12 protein-coding genes are annotated in these 19086 nt (G+C 43.1%); 4 read left to right on the top strand and 8 right to left on the bottom strand.

Annotation, left to right across the window (positions count from 1 at the left end; all coding sequences use genetic code 11):
- Positions 1-18: 18 nt before the first annotated feature.
- Complete coding sequence (locus ABNK31_RS00330; RefSeq protein WP_418893797.1) at positions 19-1227, bottom strand: hypothetical protein; 1209 nt, start codon at positions 1225-1227, stop codon at positions 19-21.
- A gap of 34 nt (positions 1228-1261) precedes the next feature.
- Positions 1262-3589 (bottom strand): TonB-dependent receptor, encoded by a 2328-nt coding sequence (locus ABNK31_RS00325; RefSeq protein WP_418893796.1) that lies wholly within the window; start codon positions 3587-3589, stop codon positions 1262-1264.
- A gap of 145 nt (positions 3590-3734) precedes the next feature.
- Here ABNK31_RS00325 and ABNK31_RS00320 point away from each other — a divergent pair, with 145 nt between their 5' ends.
- Together ABNK31_RS00320 and ABNK31_RS00315 are read left to right on the top strand one after the other, a co-directional pair.
- Positions 3735-4742, top strand: coding sequence for a helix-turn-helix domain-containing protein (locus tag ABNK31_RS00320; protein ID WP_418893795.1), 1008 nt, complete (start codon positions 3735-3737; stop codon positions 4740-4742).
- A 73-nt stretch (positions 4743-4815) separates the two neighbouring features.
- The gene (locus ABNK31_RS00315) at positions 4816-5139 is read left to right on the top strand and encodes a hypothetical protein (protein WP_418893794.1); all 324 of its coding nucleotides are present in this window, start codon (positions 4816-4818) and stop codon (positions 5137-5139) included.
- A 5-nt stretch (positions 5140-5144) separates the two neighbouring features.
- Here the strand turns inward: ABNK31_RS00315 and ABNK31_RS00310 are convergent, their stop codons facing one another.
- The 6 genes from ABNK31_RS00310 to ABNK31_RS00285 form a co-directional block, all read right to left on the bottom strand.
- On the bottom strand, positions 5145-6035 hold the full coding sequence (locus tag ABNK31_RS00310) for a carbohydrate kinase family protein (protein WP_418893793.1): 891 nt from the start codon (positions 6033-6035) through the stop codon (positions 5145-5147).
- Positions 6036-6072: 37 nt separating this feature from the next.
- On the bottom strand, positions 6073-7245 hold the full coding sequence (locus ABNK31_RS00305) for an MFS transporter (protein WP_418893792.1): 1173 nt from the start codon (positions 7243-7245) through the stop codon (positions 6073-6075).
- Between the two features lie 93 nt (positions 7246-7338).
- Complete coding sequence (locus ABNK31_RS00300; RefSeq protein ID WP_418893791.1) at positions 7339-8985, bottom strand: 2,6-beta-D-fructofuranosidase; 1647 nt, start codon at positions 8983-8985, stop codon at positions 7339-7341.
- 90 nt (positions 8986-9075) lie between these two features.
- Positions 9076-10800 carry a RagB/SusD family nutrient uptake outer membrane protein gene (locus ABNK31_RS00295; RefSeq protein WP_418893790.1) on the bottom strand — a complete coding sequence of 575 codons (1725 nt, stop codon included), beginning with the start codon at positions 10798-10800 and terminating at the stop codon, positions 9076-9078.
- Between the two features lie 7 nt (positions 10801-10807).
- A complete protein-coding gene (locus ABNK31_RS00290; RefSeq protein ID WP_418893789.1) occupies positions 10808-13930 on the bottom strand; it encodes a SusC/RagA family TonB-linked outer membrane protein in 3123 nt (1040 codons plus the stop codon).
- A 220-nt stretch (positions 13931-14150) separates the two neighbouring features.
- Positions 14151-16889 (bottom strand): substrate-binding domain-containing protein, encoded by a 2739-nt coding sequence (locus tag ABNK31_RS00285; protein ID WP_418893788.1) that lies wholly within the window; start codon positions 16887-16889, stop codon positions 14151-14153.
- 220 nt (positions 16890-17109) lie between these two features.
- On the opposite strand from ABNK31_RS00285, the gene ABNK31_RS00280 reads away from it, so the two are divergent.
- Both ABNK31_RS00280 and ABNK31_RS00275 read left to right on the top strand, forming a co-directional pair.
- The gene (locus ABNK31_RS00280) at positions 17110-18255 is read left to right on the top strand and encodes an IS110 family transposase (protein ID WP_418893787.1); all 1146 of its coding nucleotides are present in this window, start codon (positions 17110-17112) and stop codon (positions 18253-18255) included.
- Between the two features lie 362 nt (positions 18256-18617).
- Positions 18618-18872, top strand: coding sequence for a helix-turn-helix domain-containing protein (locus ABNK31_RS00275; RefSeq protein WP_418893786.1), 255 nt, complete (start codon positions 18618-18620; stop codon positions 18870-18872).
- The last annotated feature ends 214 nt before the right edge of the window (positions 18873-19086 follow it).

Here is a 19086-nt window from a genome sequence, read left to right as displayed (position 1 = left end):
CCAATACCGGCAAACGGATTAGTCCTTAAAGACCTTAAAGCAAAAAGGGAATCCGGCGGTGTTTATCACCGGCGACTCACTAATGGCTTTCGTCTTTTGATTATACGTGTAAAACCCGTTGCCTGTTTGCGTGGCAAGACCAAACAGGATATTGTCGCCATACCGCCCTACTGCCGTGGCAAAGATATTTCCCCGGGGAATATCCAATTTTTTGACGGTCTTGTTTTTAATATCAATTTCAAGAGACACGACGACCCGGTCGGCCGAATAATCGGGTGTGGGGCTATAGTAACCGCTGACACTCGCGCAAGCATAGAGTTTTCCGTTGCCCGTGTATACCATGTCGCGCAGACAATCCAGGGGATAATCTATTCCTTCGATCGTTTTGTCGGTTACGCAAAACTCATAACTATTATCGAAAACCGTTTCACCTGCTTTAATACGAAGCAGTCCTCCTTTGTGCCCGATATAACCGAGGCCGGCCATGCAATTAATGTAAATATCTTTGTTTTCATCCATAAAGATAGACTGAATGTCGCCCATGATATTGGTCGGCATGGAATATCCCCGTTCGTCGGTAATCATCTTCTGTACAGCATCCGTATTTGTGTCGATAATTACCACGTCGGATTTGGCGCGTTTGGGATCAGGCGTCATTCCACCTACAATTTGGTTTAGCCCGACATAGAGTAAATTGTCACGAATAAGCATCATGGCAGGGTCGGGGTTGCGGTCTCCTACGCCATACTCCGACAGGTCTATCCGCCCGATTTCCGCCATTGTCTTGTGATTCAGAATCAAAATCAATCCCAATCCGCGCAAGGCAACATACGCCTTGTCGCCTTTCGTCACCAATGAAATAGCACCTGAACCGGCCGGACAAGTGAAGGATTTTTCGAAGACAAGCTGGCCGTTCACACGGACATATTTTTTGATGATATCGGTCTCGGTGGTCAAACCGGGGAGGTCGAACACGTAATCGTCTATTATGACGGGCGGCGTGGCGTATGCCGTGGGGATCGCTGTTTTATTATCGTAAGTGGCTGCGTCGATGTTATCGATGAGCAGCGTGTACACACTCCCCGACATTCCCGAAGCGTCGGGGATACGTACCGAAAATAAAATATTACGGGTATTTTCAGGATTCGGCGTGGGGTCATCCTTATGGCATGCAGTCAAAACAGCAAGCAAAATGACCAGGGATAAAAAACTCAATTTATTGTTCATATTCTTCTTATTATTAAAAAATGATTGATTTATATTACTTCCATATATATCGAAGTTTTACAGAAAAGTTGCGTCCCGGTAAAGGACGATTGAATTCGGAAAAGACTTGCTTGTCGGTTACGTTATTCATTTGAAACTTCAAGAAGATAGTGCGGTCGCGAAAACTATGTTCCAGACCGGCATTAACGGTCTCTGCACGCGGAATACGCCGTTCCTGATGAATACTTTGTTCAAAGTTGTAAAAGTATTCTTCCACAAATGAACAGTCAACGAATAAACGGGTATTTTGTCCTTTGCCCCCGAAGAAATTTTCGCGATGCAACTCCGCCCCAATATTGGTAAAGAAATAGGGGATGTTGGGTATGCGGTCGCCTTTTGTCGGATTGGCAACCATAGAGCCGGGTTGGTACTTGCGTGTGTCGCGCAAATCCTGATAAGTCAAGTTTCCCCATAAGTACAACCATGGGGTGGCATCCCACTTCGTTTCCAGTTCAACGCCCAACGTCCGCATCTGACCGAAGTTTTCGTACTTGGATTGTAAAGACCCGCCCGTAAGCCGAATCATATCTTTCAGAAACATCATAAACCCATTTATCTCCCACTGGAACCGGTTGCGTCCGTTGTAACGGCTATCATACATAAAACCGGCGTTAAAACTGGCATTCCGTTCGGGATTCAGGTTGCCGGCGGGTTCTATCAGAAAACCGTCGCCCACTAGTTCTTCGCCGGAAGGCAATCGGACGTCATAGGCCGCCGATGCTTTTATCAGGGATTGGTCCGTCAGTCGATAACGGATAGCCTCGCTGATGCCGAAATCGCTTTTTTCGTTCGTAATATCTTCGGGCGTATCTTTTATGACGGCAAAAGCGGGAATCAATTTGGTTTGCATCTTATAATAGTAAAACCGGCCCGTGAATACATTGGTTATTTTTTGGTTATCGGTATTGTATTCGTAAGAAAGCCCGGTAACCCAATTGTGCATCGTACTATTGAATGCAGTTTGATAGCCGACAATCTTGTCGCGTAACGAATCGTTAGGGACACCCCGGACAAACCGGTACTGCGAACTGAAGTTTATACGGTGCCGTTTGTCGATGGAGTATTCTAAATTGGTGCGTTGAAACGTGTTGACAGCTTTATTGCGGGTGTCGTATCCTTTGATTTCGCCACCATAAGCGCTGACGGGCGCGTAAGGCGTCCCATCCCAATCGTAGCGCGTCATCGCGGTATCCCTGAATTCATATAAAGAATACGTCACGGCATTGTTGATATCCAGATTCAGCCCCTCAAGAAGGAAATCTCTTTTCTCGATATGATTGTTCAAGACCCACACCCGGCTGTGGTTTCCGGCTTGTTGAATATTATATTCGATACCCTGGATTTCCTTTTTAGAAGTAATATAAATCCCTTCCAACTCGACTTCATCGAACCACCAGCGGGTGGACGTGAACGACCCGCCGACAGTCAGTTTCTCAAAACCGTCGTGGTCTCGCCGGATGTAACGGCCGGGCTGTAGCGAGAGTTCCATTTCATAATCATTGTCGGCAAACGTATAGTAACCTCCGATGCCGGCTTTGTATCCATTTTTGTTGCGCCGGAAAGTGAAATTCGCCTTGTGGGTGTTGAAAGAACCGAACGAATAGCTGGCATCTGCATACCGGGCCGGAAACTCTTTCATAACGAAATTCACGGCTCCGCCTATGGAACTTCCGCCGAGCCGGGCCGGAACAATGCCTTTATAAATTTCGATGCGCTCGATAAAGTCGATGGGAATATCGTTGATATCCAGAAATTCATTGTTGTCGTTCATTGCCAGGTCGTCCATGAAGTAGCCGATTCTTTTTCCCTCCAGCCCGCGCACCGAAAGGCGTGCGTTACTGCCTGCCGCACCGGACATGCGGACTTGCATTCCGGACGTTTTCGACAAAATATCGCTTATATTCCCCACCATACCTTGCAATTGCTCCATATTTATTACGGAAACAGGCATTGCATTTTCCCGAAGCGCCTGTGTTTTGGATTTGCCGATAATTGTCACTTCATTCAGATGTTCCGATATTGCCGTGAGTTGGACATTCAGGTATCGCTCTTTACCGTTGAGTTGAATCCGCTTCTTTTGCGTTTTATATCCGACATAAGAAATAGAAATTTCGTATATTCCGTCCGGAATTTCGAGGGAATACGTTCCATTTGCAGCGCTGGCGGTTCCCTTTTGCAGCGTTTGAATGTAAACATCCGCCCCAACAAGGGGATGCCCGTTGCTTTTGTCTGTCACTTTTCCGTTAAGTCTGGTTGTTTGCTGCGCTTCCGCGTATAGGCATGCAAGCAGAAAACACACAAGGATAAAGACCGTCCTTCTCATCTGACTCTTTTAATTATCATTACCTGTAAACGGAGACAAAGGTAGCTCGAAGACTTCCTTTGGAACTTAAATATTCGGGAGTAAAAATTAAATCTGACGGATAAAATCGATATCTTTACTTTTGTTTTGTAAGAAGAAGAAAAAGATGACAGATAATACGATAAGAGTTACGGGGAATGACCTGTTCGAGCTTGCCGCATCGGGACAAATAGTCCACTGCGATAAATTGTTCCGGACTTCCCATGATTTCAAAACGGATGAACAGTTGGGCTTCCATTCGCACAAGGTCGCCTTATTCGACGGGTTTAGAATTCAAGAGTGGCAAAGCCTCTTCAATAGAGATATCGCGGTAGAAATGGAATACTCTTTAAACTCCGTTCTGAATTTACAATTTATGCAGCAGGGGATTTTGCAATATAGCGCCCAAAATAAAACCATCAACCAAAAAGGAGGGGAAAATTATATGTGGGCTATTCCGCAATTCCTGTCCGGTAGCGCTTCATATCGAAAAAGCGCCCTTTATTCGTCATTTGAAATCGGGATAGAAGACCGTTATCTTGAGAAACTAACGAATAGATACCCCGACTTGCTGACCGGTTTGTACAGGCGATATCAAAAAGGGAACTTTTGGGAATTTAACGGGAAAGAACGACATGCGACTTCCTGCCACATGAATGCTGTAATTTCACAAATTAAGAATGCGCAACTCATGGGAAACATCGCGGAGATGTACGTAGAAGCTAAAGTGCTGGAGTTATTGACTTTGTTGCTTTATCAAGAAGAATATCCGGAACGAAGCCTGTGCAACCAGTGGTGTTGCAAACGAAAAAGGGATATCGATAAAATACACGAGGCTCGAAGGATATTACTCTCTGAGTTTAAAACGCCTCCCACCATCATAGAGCTGTCGAGAAAAGTCGGTATTAACGATTATAAGCTGAAATCGGGATTTAAAGAGGTATTCAATCAAACGGTATATGAGTGTTTGTTTGAATATAAAATGGAGTTGGCCCGTAAGATGTTGCTCGATACCGACAAACCGATTGCTGAAATTGCAGACGGATGCGGGTATGAATATCCCTCGCATTTTACGAATGCTTTTAAACGGAAATATGGAATAAGCCCGAAAATGTATAGAACCTTACACTCGTGATAAGAAATATAAAAAAGGTACCCATTCACTGCCCTTAGGGCAAAATGAACGGGTATTCTTCGGTGGTTCGACAATGGCTGCGACTGCTTCATTGATGATTGCGACTGCCTCAATGGCAGTTTACGGTGATTCAATGACGTTTGAAACTGCCTCAATGGCAGTTTTAGATGAAACATTGACAGCTTTAGGTCATGCAATGACATCTCAAGCTGCCTCAATGGCAGCTTTGGATGCTTCATTGGCATCTTTAGGTCGTGCATTGGCATCTTTAGGTCGTGCAATGGTATCTTTTAGTCGTTCACCGGTATATTTCAGTCCTGCACCGGCCTTTTATATCCTTGCAGCGGCCTTTTCAAACAGAACACCGACTGCTTGCGGCGATGCAGCGGATGCTTGAGATACCTAAGGCATTTTGCGAAACAATTCGGTGTGCGCATCGGCCAGTTTGGGCATCGCACCATGTTGCCGACAGACATAAGCCGACACTTCGACGGCCAACTGATGCGCTTCGGCAATGGGCTTTCCGTGCAGATAGGCGGCTACAAACGCGGCCGTGAACGAATCGCCCGCCCCCACCGTATCGGCCACAGCCACTTGAGGCGTGGGACAGTACGAAACGCCTTCGGGGTCAAAAACAAAACTGCCTTCGGTACCTTTGGTGAGGATCACGATTTCAAAATCGTATTGCGTTAATAATTTACGCCCTATCTCCTGCTCATTGAACGACTCCCAATCGAATAACTCGCCGATGATTTTTATCTCATCGTCATTTATTTTCAACACATTGGCCAATTGCAACGACTCTTCAACCACACTCTTCGTATAAAATTGTTGGCGCAGATTGATATCGAAGATTTTCAAGCAGCCGGACGGAACCGTCTTCAGGAACTTCCGGATGGTTTCGCGCGATTTTGTGCTGCGTTGCGCCAAAGAGCCGAAACATACCGCCGAAGTGTTTTTTGCCAGATTTTCGGTGCGGTTGGTAAACGGAATATTATCCCATGCGACATTTTCGCAGATTTCATATTCCGGAACCCCTTTATCCGAGAGAGTCACTTGTACGGTGCCCGTCGGATAATCGGTCGTCTCGATAAGATAATTCAGGTTCTTCTCTTCCAAAGAACGGAGAACTTCCTTCCCCAGCAAGTCGTTTCCGATAGCGCTGAGCGCATACCCGTTAAATCCGAATTGAGAAACATGATAAGCGAAATTAGCCGGCGCTCCGCCCAATATTTTACGCTCGGGGAATACATCCCAAAGTATTTCCCCGAGACCTACTATTATTTTATCCATATAATCGATTAAAAATCACAAAATTAAATTCGTTTTTTTAGGAGTTATCTTCTTTCAATTTGAACGAAAGAAATATCAGATAAACCACACCTACACTCAATACGATTAACGCCCCTGTTTGCGAGGACATGGCATCAGTCACGACGCCCATCAGCAACGGGAAAACGGTTCCTCCGAAAAGTCCCATTATCATCAATGCCGATACTTCATTCTTCTTTTCGGGTTTGTATAACATCGCCTTCGACAAAATGATGGGGAAAATATTCGAATTACCCAATCCGACCAAGGCAATGGAAATATAAATAAGCGTCAGGCTGTCGAAAATCAATAACCCGGCCATCGAAAGGACCATCAGCACGACACTGACGGCAAAGAACTTCTTTGAGGAGAAACGCGCCAATACGAAAGCTCCCGTGAAGCATCCTATTGTACGGAACAGGAAGTAGAGGCTCGTGGCAAAGCCCGCATCGGCAAGCGGCATGTCCAAGCGCTCCATTAATATTTTGGGGGCGGTCACATTTACCCCCACGTCTATCCCCACATGACACATAATCCCCAGAAAAGAGAGCAATATGACCTTATCGCCCAATAACGAGAAACATTGCAAGAATGTCGAAGAGGTTCTGCCTGCCGCCATGTCTTCTTCTTTTATGTGTGTAAAGCCCAGTAAAAGAGTTGCCAGTACGGCCACAACCATAAATATGGGGAAGAGGTATTTCCAGTCGCCTAAATTTGCCGCCGCCCATGCCGCGATAAACGGTGCGATGAAGGAGGCGATGGCCTTTACGAACTGTCCGAGGGTCAGCGAGCTTGCCAGCTTGTCGCCTTTAATGATGTTGGACAATAACGGATTGATAGACACTTGCATCAAGGTGTTTCCGATGCCCAGCAAAGAAAATGAGAGGAGCATCGACACAAACGAGTAGTTCAAAACGGGAATCAGTAACGCCGCCACCGTGACGGCTAGACTTAACAGCACCGTTTTGCGGCGCCCGATGCGGTTCATCAACATCCCCGTAGGGACGGAAAAGATGAGGAACCAGAAGAAGACCATCGACGGAAAAAGGTTTGCCACCGTATCGGATAAGTCGAAGTCGGCCTTTACATAATTCGTCGCGATACCGACCAAATCGACGAATCCCATGGCGAAAAACGCCAGCATCACGGGGATGATTTTCAAAACTGTTTTTTCTTGCTTCTGTAAATTCATACTTTTATCCATATTTCTACTAAAAATGACCGGCAATTTTCAATATCGAACATGACGGTAATTGCAAACAGTCTATTTCACCTGAGCTTTATGCTAGTTCCAAATCGACTTTACGGAAAAAACCTGTAAGTCTTTCACTTCAATATTATTTCCCCAGAAATGAAACCCTTCGGAGTTATTACTGTCAGGTTTTCTCTCCATAGAATAAGAATATGCTCCCCCATCGATGAATACTTCAATCGAAGTACGGTCAATATATATATCGGCAGAAAGTTCCATGCTTGTCATATCTTCAGGAGAATAGAACACGCCATTAATCGTATTAAAATTCATATCGTAACCCACCAAACGTTGGCCGAATAAATTAAAGCCGGCATCTGTAGCATGCGATAACTTAATGGCGGTTTTGATACGCAGGCAATCGATATCATAAAACTCTTTCAAGAGCTCATTTGCTTTATCGGAAGTAAGATTTTGCCAACGATGAACAGGAGTAAAAAGCATTTCGGTTTCTTTTACAGGTACATTAAACAGCCGGGGGCCATCTTTTGTGGTGCGCAGTGTCAGTTCAGTAGGCAACAGCATCATCCCGTTGAAAGGCATCTCCGGATGGGTGATACGTCCCCATCCCACCTGAATCCGTCTTCCATCCGGCATATTCGTGTAAGTCTGTGCGGCATAGATAGCTCCTGAGGAATACTGATATTTACCTTTCTCGGGGGTGAACACTTTTCCGTCAAAAGAGCCAAGCATGTAAGTGCCCGAAGCTCCGTACATTACCCATTTCGTGTTTTCCGGATTTCCATCCACAGGAAGTTCGAATAACTCAGGGCATTCCCAGAATCCGGTGACATGGCTTTGATATTTCCAGTCTTTCAGGTCAGAAGAGGTATAGATAGAATGTCCATCTCGCTCATGAAGTACCATCGTCCAATGATTGCCCGGTGCGTACCAAAACACTTTGGGGTCGCGCGTATCTTTACTGTTCCAGATATGTTTTGAATCAATCAGAGGATTCTTATCGTATTTTGTCCAGGAACGGCCCTTATCAAGACTGTATGCCATACATTGCACTTGCTTTGTCGGACTATCGGCTGTATAAAATGCGACCATCGCAGGAGTTTCTCCTTTATTGTATCCGGCAGTATTCTCGTAATCGATCACTGCAGAACCCGAAAACATCGTACCCAGCTCGTCTGGGAATAGAGCATCGGGTAACTCTTCCCAATGGACAAGATCTGGACTCACCGCATGTCCCCAGTGCATATTTTCCCAATCGCGCTCATACGGATTATGTTGGTAAAACAAATGATATTCCCCTTCGTAGTATATAAGGCCATTCGGATCATTGATCCATCCGCGGCGTGTGGTGAAATGGAATTGTGGGCGGTTCTTTTCGTTATACAAACTGTCTTGCCCCACAATCAGATCATCCTGAAATATTTGGTTCAATCCTTCGCTATCTCCATCATAACCGATGGTTAGAATTTTCCCTTCCAGATTGGAAACATCTTTAAATACCCAGTAGTCTGCCTCACCCGGAGCAAGACGGATCACTACCGACAAGTCAGGTTGCCCCTCTACTTTGAAGGTCATCTTACTCCGGCTTTGCGCGTTCGAAACGGGGAAATTCAGGTACTTCTTACTGATCTTCATTTTTATTTCTCTCGCCGAGAGGGAAAACCCGACAAAGAGGAAAACACTCAATACTGCAATTTTTCGGATTAAAGAATAATTCATACGACATTATTTAATTATTACTATTCAAAAATATTAGAGTATATCTTGCCCCTAAATAAAAACAGTGCAAGATATACTTTTTAGAGGACTTTACCAACCAGAGTTCTGTTGATACAATTTTTTACTGAAATCTATTTGTGCTTTAGGGATAGGAAAATATTCGTCACGATTCTTCGTAAATTTTGCCTCGTTAAGATATGGGCGTCGATTTTTCTCTACAGAAAAGTAATTGTTTATTGTTTCGGCCGCTATCCCCCAGCGCACCAAATCGAAAAAGCGCGAACCTTCAAGCGCCATTTCCAAACGGCGCTCCCATCGCAAAGATTTAGTTGCAAACGTCTTATCCCATGCAGGGCAATTAGCTCCCGGCTTATATTCTTCCACAACAAATTTGCCGGTTTTCTTCCCCTGTATATCGACCAGAAGTGTGGTGCTTTTTGCCGCACGTTGCCTGATACTGTTTATAATAGGTAATGCTTCGGCTTCGCGATCCTGTTCGATCAGCGCTTCAGCACGCCACAGCAACATATCATCATACCTGATAATATCTCTGTTCTTAGAACTGGACATAAACGGCAGTAGTTTTTTAAAGCAAGGGCAATCAGGTAGAACGACCTCTTTCAGCGACATAAACGCGCCGTAGGTTTCAGGTTGTCTTGTCCACGACTCTTCGAATATAAAGTCCGGTTTATATTTATACGGCATACCCGGTATGGCTACAGAGTGCAATAAACGAGGATCTATATTGTTATTTTGCAAATTTTCCGGCGTACTTATGCTGGTCGTATTGAAACTATCAAACAAAGGTAATCCGTTATTATCCGTTTTGAAAGAATTGACTAGATTTTGAGAAGGAGCATGGAATCCGCAACATCCATATTCGGAATTCATCGGATAGTTCAGCATCGCCCCAAAATCAAGGCGTCCAAACATTGTACCGTCATTTACCGAGTACTGAATAGCAAAAATAGATTCTTTACCGTTTTGAGTTTCCCACAGAAAATTATCGGCAAAGTCATCCGCCAAGCCATATCTGCCCGATGCTATAATTTCATCGGTAATAGAAACAACTTCTTTCAATTTTTTCTGATCGATAGAAATCACATTGTTTTTTTCATCCTGCTCGTAAGCAGCATACAACAGAGCTTTTGCCAGATAAGCTTTTGCCATCCATTTATTTATCCGCCCCAGTTCACCTGTGGGATCGGTGAGGTTATCAGCCGCATATCTGAATTCCTGAATAATATATTCCCAGCCTTGTTTATCAGTCAACGCTCTATTTGAAATATTTTTATATTCTTCTACGGGGATCGTTTCATCTACATAAGGTATATACTTGAATAAAATCTTAAGATCGAAATAAAAGTGAGCTCTCAGAAAACGAACTTCGGCAATACGCAAATCACGTGTCGGCATTTCGCTGCTCGATATAGCATTTAACTTTTCCAGCGCCGTATTTGCGCGAGAAATAGCTTTATATCCTTGATACCATCTTCTATCGAGCATTCCAACATTATCTCTCAAATAAACAAAGGTTTCGAACAGATGAAAATCGCCCATATCTCCTGTTCCGGCCCCTCCTTTATAGGCATCCCCCGCACGCAAATCACCATAGGGCCATGGACTCAGCGGTTGTTGGAAATGCTCATTGCCTAAAGCCGAATAAGTTGTTATAACCAGTTTTTCTATATTTTCAGGTGTCTCCAATTGCTCTTCGAATACAGAGCCCTTAGGTGTTTCGTTCAAGAAATCGTCGCATGATGTGAAGCTGATCATCAGCAATGCGGATAGGATAATTAATATATTATATTTCATACGTCTTTTAAAATGTTAAGTTAGTACCGAAAGTTAAAGAAAAAGGAATAGGATAAGTCAGGTTAGGCACCTCAGGGTCAATCCCAGTAAAGTTTTTACTTTTTAGAGTGGCTATGTTTTGGCCTATAAAATAAAAGCGTACGTTCTTCAGGAATTTGGCATTTTCCATTGGGGGAAGTGTGTATCCTAGCTCGAGATTGGCTAACTTCAGATAAGATGCATTTTCAACAAAATAAGAAGAAAAGCGCTGTTCGTTATTGAGATCGTTCAGAGACAAAGCCGGTATGGTAGAATCAGGATTCTGAGGTGTCCAAGCATCCAGTGTCCTGTCGCCATAATTATGTCCACTAAAGAAACCGATAAAATCGGAATAGCGTTTTACGCCATTATCTACTTTCAATCCGTAAACACCATTCCAGAACATACTGAAATCTAAATTTCTCCATTTTGCAGAAATATTTATTCCATACAATAATTCAGGGTCTTTATCCCCCAGCCATATCCGGTCGTCATCGTCAATCTTGTCGTCATTATTTGTGTTGGCATAGCGGATACGTCCGAGCCCCTTTCCTGTCTGTGCGACATGGGAATCCACTTCGGCTTGTGTACGAAAGAGCCCATCTGCAAGGTAACCATACATGGAACTTAAGGGACGGCCGAGTATTGTCTGATCGTTCCCGTTTCCGGCATACGAACCGATTACATCCTCTGGTAATTTTGTTATCTTGTTACTATAATGTGAAGCATTAGCAGCAACAGAGTATTCTACCTCGCCGACTTTTCCATAGTAGGTAGCCACAGCTTCAAAACCCGTATTCTTCATAGAAGCTCCATTTACCCAACGGTCTCCGCCCTCTCCGATAGTTCCTATGAAAGGAGGGTTGACTAAGATGTCTTTCGTAAGTTTATGAAAATAATCAAATGAGAATGTAATCTTTTGATCGAAAAATCCCATATCAACACCCATATTATTTTGTGTTGTGCCTTCCCATTTCAGATTAGGATTAGCCATTTGCGTACGCCTGAAACCCGAGGGCAAAGAGCCGCTTCCATTGCCATATATATCATAGGCTGTACCGTAATCGGGTTCATCGACAGGACGAGAGCCGTAAAGTGCTTGATAAATACCATAAGAAGCATAATCTCCAATTTCTTGATTCCCTGTTCTGCCCCACCCGTAACGAAATTTCAGATCAGAGACAACCGAGAGTACTTCTGTGAAAAATTGTTCTTGACTGACTCTCCACCCCAAAGAAAATGCCGGAAATGTACCCCATCGGTTGTTTTTGCCAAAACGCGAAGATCCATCGTAACGCAAAGTAGTAGATAACAAATAGCGATTATCGTAGTTATAATTCAGTTTACCAAAAAATGATGCCAAAGCATAGCTCGTTGCCCATCCCCCTACACGCATATCTCCTGTACCCACATTTAGGTACATATATTCCGGAGTCTCAATAGCGAAATCGTTTCTACCTGCCGAAAACTCTTCATAACTGTATTTTATCAACTCCTGACCGGCAAGTAAATCGAAATTCTGTTTTCCTATGTCAAATTTGTAATTAACTGTATTACTCCAAATCCAGTTACCCCCATAATTAGCATTGTTATCTACCCTGTTCGTGTTTTCTGACATAAAGCCCGAGACGTATTTCAACTGTGTATTGCGTTTCCAGAAACCGGTATAGTCTATACCGAACTTTGATTGCAAATGAAGGTTTTTGACAGGTTCAATATCAATATATACATCTCCGAACAAGCGCAAGAAGTCTTCATGATTTTGTTTATTATCTTGGATAATCCTTACCGGATTATGGCGGTCACCCATTCCGCTTACGGGGCCTCCCCAACCTGATCCGTCAATAGTATGAACGGGGACGATAGGCCATACCTCATGTGTCAAATTTAGTATCCACCCCGGATCGACAACAGATTTTCTGATTTTTGACAAAGACAAGTTCTCTCCTATTTTTATCATTTTGCCCACCAGATAATAGTCTGAATTGATACGGGTGGAAATCCGGCTAAAGTCGGTTCCTTTCACTATACCATCATTTCCATAATAGTCAAGAGAGAATAAAGCATGACCTCTTTCGGTTCCTGACGTCAAGGTCATATTATAGTTCTGGATAATGCCAGTTCTTCCCACCTCTTTTTGCCAGTCGGTATCGGCAGGACGCATTGTTTTTTTACTATCCAGATATTCTGGGAAAATAACGTCGTCCAATATATCAGCTTCATTCTCTCTATGCCACTTAAAATTATAAACACCAAAATTAGGGTCTACACCGTCATTAAGTGCCGCGCGCCATTGCACAGCCGCCCGTTCTTTTGCATTCAGCAGATTAAGCGATCTTGCATAATTCTGAGCAGTAAGGGAAGCCCGGAAATCGACTTTCGTTTCACCTGCTTTACCTTTTTTGGTTGTAATAATAATAACCCCATTTGCTGCACGTGACCCGTAAATACTTGCCGACGAAGCATCTTTAAGCACTTGGATCGACTCAATATCATTAGAGTTCAACTCATTCATTGATCGTTTACTCGGCACGCCATCTATTATATATAGCGGATCGTTATTTCCTAAAGTACCTATTCCGCGTATCCTTATTGTTGAGCCGCCATCTGGTGCACCACTCGTGCTGATCTGCATCCCTGCGACACGACCTTTCAGGGCCTGCATGACATTTCCAGAACTCGTATCCTCGACATCACTCATTTTAACAACACCTACAGCTCCGGTAAGATCGACTTTACGCTGTGTCGTATATCCGACAGTTATCACTTCGTTAAGCAGTTGATTATCTTCGAATAATTCGATATTAAACTGCAGTTTCCCTTCAACCGGTACTTCTACTGTCTTAAACCCGATATACGAAACGATCAACACATCGGTTTCACTTGCGTCCAAGCTGAAGTTTCCGTCGAGATCCGTTATTGTCCCTACAGTTTTTCCTTTCACCTGAATATTTGCTCCAATAATCGGATGCTTATCAGCCTCGGAAATGACTGTTCCTCTAGTAGTTTGGCTTTGACCTTGAGACAGAAAAGGTAAAGCTAGTACGCACGCTAAGATAAATAGTTTTTTTAGCATAATCTTCATTGCTGGTTTAAAAATAAAATTCTTCATTGTAATTCATAATTAACAGTCTTCTTCATAGATTTTTCTACATATTCGAATGCAATGATATGGAAAGGAATAAGAATAAACAATAAAAAACGTTACGAAAGCTATCAAATTTGTAATCTCGAGCATGATTAACACACTTGATTACAAAAATGATACGAGAATGAAACAAAAATGAAATATTTTTCCGGAGAGGGATATCCGGTATGTGACTATGGATAGATTAATTCTTATCGAGATATTCGGTCGGGGTCATATTAAATGCATCTCTAAAACATTTTGTGAAATACGCCGGTGAGGAAAACCCGGTTTGAAAGGCTACTTCGCTAATGGAAAAGCGACGTTTTTGTAATAATTCCACCGCTTTGGTCAGCCTGTAATTGCGCAGATAATCGACAGGTGTAAATCCGGTGATTTCTTTTATCTTTCGATATAATTGCACCCTTGACACATTCATTTCCCTACTGAGTTTCTCTACCGACATATCGTCTTTCGCGTATGAAGATTCCAACAACGATACAAATTTCGATATAAAGATCTTATCGCTATCGTCCATCTGTTCTTCCCCGGCGATCATAGGAATACCTCCTGCTTGCATAATCCGCATGAACCTTTTTTGTAGCCGCTGGCGTTCTTCTAATAAGCGGATGATTTTTATCTTTACATAATCGGTGTTGAACGGTTTCTGTATATAATCGTCGGCCCCTTCGGCAATACCGTACATGCGGTGATCAATATCACCTAAGGCGGTTAATAAAATAACGGGAATATCGGACAATTCAGGCGACGTTTTAATCTTTTTACATAACTCGAAACCATTCATCGACGGCATAAGTATGTCGCTTATCACAAGAGTTACATGGTTGCCCGGCTCATTCAGCACCCGGATTGCCTCCAGTCCGTTTCCGGCGGTAAGGATATGGAAGTTTTCGGACAATTCTTCCGAGAGATACTCCCTGATTTCGACATCGTCTTCTACGATCAACACCGTATAAGGATATTTTTTATCTATCAGTTCTTTTGTTATCTCAGTATCGATAAGCATTTTTCCCGATGCAAGAGGGTTATTCTCCGCCTCGAATATGCTGAATTCCGGCAAATGATCTTTTCCCGTAGGGATATCGACGATAAAAGCGGTTCTTTGTGAGGGAACGCTTTCAACCCGTATTGTTGCTCCGTGCATCTTCACAAACTCTTGTGTCAAATGAAGGCCGATACCGTTACCGGTATTCTCTTCAGAACCATCGGTGTAAAAGCGGTCGAATATATAAGGAAGTTTTTCTTGTTTTATCCCGCATCCGTTATCCTCCACCACAATCGACACTTTCTCCTCTGTAGAATGGATGGCTAACGCGATCTCCCCGTTTTCCGGCGTGAATTTGAACGCATTCGATAATAAGTTCGCCAATATCTTCTCCATTTTATCAGAATCGAACCATAATAATGCAGACGGTTTATCGGACGTAAAAACATACCGGATTTGTTTCGATTCGGCTAACTCGTCAAAGAGAGACTTTACCGATTCGGCAAAAGAAACGATATCTTTCTGGCCGACAGTTAACTGCGACTCGTTGTTTTCGATACCCTGAAAATCCAAAAGTTGATTGATGATCCGTGTCAATCGGTCGACATTCTTCTTCATCCGTATCATATCCGTAAGCGGCGGTGGCGTCTGCGCGTTCTTCAACCATTTATCCAGAGGACTTGCAATGAGAGTTAAAGGAGTTCTTATCTCGTGAGAGACATTCATAAATAAACGGATCTTCTGCTCGTTTACTTCCTTTATTTTTTCATTTAAGACCAATAATTGCTGCTTTTGTTCTTCGATCTCTTTATTTTTCGAGCGGAGTTCGATATTGCGTTTATTGATTTTTCGATTGATATAATACACATAGATTGAAAATAGCAAGAGCACTAACATAAGAGATACAATGACGATAAGCGAATGGCGTAAAATACTGAATTTATTCAGAATAGCATCCAGATTTTTCCGCTGCTGCTCTATCCGGTTCTGATAACTGACCAATTGGTCGGACTGTAATAATAAGGTTTGTGCTGTAGATTTATCGATTTTCGCTGTATTCAGAATGTATTTTTTTTCGACCGGTTGCCCTTTCAATATCTTCATCGCCACCTTAATAATCTGATCGCCTCCGGTGGGATAAAGAAACGAACCATCCAGCCGCCCGTCTACTACCGCTTCCAATCCGGCATCTTTACCGAAAGAACCGTCTGCGCCCAATATCTTCAGTCGTTCCAACTGCGTCGAGTCGAGCTCAGCAATAGCCTCCCTTGCGCCGATCGCCATCACATCGTTGTGGGCGTAAATGAGGCCGATATCCGAATAGTGTTTCAGTTTTTTAGTCTCTTGTTTAGCAATCTCTCGCCGCCATTTCCCATTTATAGGGATAATGGATATTTTTTTTGATTTGTCCAGCCCGTCTATAAATCCCTGATGGCGTTCTATGGCCGGGGAAGTCGTAGTAGTCCCCCATACTTCAAGAATAGTAGCAGGGTCAGGCAATAAGCCACTTGCATGTTCTCCGGCCATTTTTCCTATTTGGTAACTGTCGCCGCCGACGTAGCTTGTGTACTCATCGGAATTTATCTTACGGTCTGCGATAATCGTCGGGATTCCTTTTCGATAGGCTTCCACGGCAATAGGCGTAACACTGTTCGGTTCATTGGGAGAAATAATCAGAACGTCTACTTTTTTATTAATCAGTTCTCTTATTTGCTGTATTTGTTTTTGATTATCTTCTTCCGCATCTTTCACGATAATCTCGATATTGTCATAATTGGACACTTCGATATTCATTTCGATTTTCATGGCTTGCCTCCACACATCATCCAACATACATTGGGAAAATCCTATGGTATAGGTTTTCTTATTACTGTCTTCGCAACAAGCAAGAAACAGTATTAAAAAAAAGAGGCAAATAGCTTTAATTTTCTTATTCATACAAAGACTTATGGAATATGCAAAATAAAAATGATATGTATATTTCTGTCAAAATTACATGAAAATTAGGGTATTTCCAAGCGCGTGAAATAAAAATCAAGGCCACTTGAACTTTTTCAGGCTTACCGTACCGTGCTCGAAGCACAAATGTTACCTTTGAAAGTTGGTTCTTTGACCAATAAAATTAACTAATTGTCTAACAATTAAATTCCGGCAATTTATGGAAAAAGCTTGTGGCCTTGACGTTCACAAAGATAGTGTATTTGCTTGTATTCTGGACGAGCAAGGCAATAAAATTTTCGAGAAGCGTTTCGGGACACTCACCCCCGAGCTAACCTCCCTGCGTGACACCTTGGTGTCGCATGGCTGTGGCAGAGTCGCCATGGAGAGTACCAGCATCTATTGGATGCCTGTGTGGCATGTCCTGGCGTCTGATTTTTCGCTAAAACTGGCCAACCCTTATTTCATCAGGCAATTGCCCGGCCGTAAAAGTGACGTGAAGGACGCTCATTGGATAGCCCAATGCCTCCAGAAGGGTTTAATAAAAGGCAGCTTCGTACCCGAGGGGGTATTACAGGAAATGCGTCAATACGGCAGGCAATGCTTCCGTCTCACCAAAAACCGGGTCCGTCTTGAACAACAACTGGACAACCAGTTGCAGCGCTGTAACATCCGGTTCAGCAACTATGTCTCGAACCAGGGGAACAATGTCTCGCTACGCAAGATCATTAATGCCCTCATACAGGGGGAACGCGACCGCGGCAAACTTGCCCGGCTGGTTCACGGACGTATCAGGAACAAGCACGGGGACCAGGTCATTGGCGATTCCCTGGACGGAGTACTGTGCCCAACTGACATTGAATTGCTCAAACAATGTATGGAACAACTGGATTTGTTTGAAAAACAGCAGGCTGCTTGCCTTAACCATTTAGAAGAACTTGCGGATAAATATTATGCAAGGGAAATCTCATTGCTGTGTACCATACCGGGCATCCAAAAATACAGCGCGATGTGTATCCTCTCTGAAATCGGCAATGACATGGGCGCCTTCGGTTCGGCTTCCCAGTTAGTGGGCTGGGCCGGGCTACGCCCCAGGAACGATGAGTCGGCGGGCAAGATACAGTCCCGTAAAACCCTTCACGGGAACAAGTATCTTAGAAAGTCGCTTATTCAAGTTTCCTGGTCGGCAGCCCGTTCGAAAAGGTCGTTTTTGGGTAAAAAGTACAATCAGCTCTCCAGACGGATGAAATCGCAGAAGGCGTTAATGGCTATAACACGTAAAATACTGGTAATCATTTTTAACGTGTTGAAAACAGGGCAACCCTTTGATGCCAACAGAAATTTACAGGCGGTAACGCCTGGTTGAGAAACCTTCCCACCGGATGGTTTCTTCCGGCATCACCTCAGTTCCCTACCTTTGTGGCGACATGTTGAAAAACATGATCCCGTGTTCTCAAAATGATCGACAGGCTTTGCCGGCAATGAAAGCGCGTGTGAGACAGGAAAGCTCGTAGAGGAAAGTATATTATTATTCCATTATTCCGGTCTTTAAAAATAAAGACGGGTGGTTTTCCCGTGCCTGCCCATGAAATAAAGACATAAGTAAGGTTCTGTATATTAAATGAGTATACGGGTTATTATTAAGGGTTGTCATGGGGATTTTTAGAGGAAAGGTATAAAATAATTTTCATACGCGCATACATATATGTAGTTATAAATATTGATTTAATGTCCGATTTTTGTTCTCAAATGATAGAGCAAAAAACAAATGACATATTACTATCGGCTATCGCACTTCGGATAAAGCAATTTCGCGAAGAAAGATCTATTACCCAAGAAGTCTTTACTTTTGATACGAATATTAATATAGGGAGAATTGAGTCAGGCAAATCAAATATAACAATTAGTACTTTATATAAAATTTGCAAGTATATGGATATCTCTTTGGCAGACTTTTTTAATGGATTTTCACTTGAACTGTAGATCCCTTTTTATCAAGAAACTGACTAAATCATATTTATTTAAATAATTATGTGTGTCGTGACGGAAAACACATTTCATTGCACCCTGCAATATCCCTATATGATAAATAACGGATAATCATCATAAACCGGAATAAAGAATACGACTTCAGCGGGAAAACTCATTTTTTCGTCAAAATTTTTCTTTTTAGTTTTTCTTCTTTATACCTTTGTAA

The organism is Limibacterium fermenti, assembly GCF_041902845.1.
In the GTDB taxonomy this organism is placed as follows: Bacteria; Bacteroidota; Bacteroidia; order Bacteroidales; family Dysgonomonadaceae; genus Limibacterium; species Limibacterium fermenti.
Note: the sequence above shows the minus strand (reverse complement) of the source record. Positions and strands in the feature narration are given on the sequence as shown.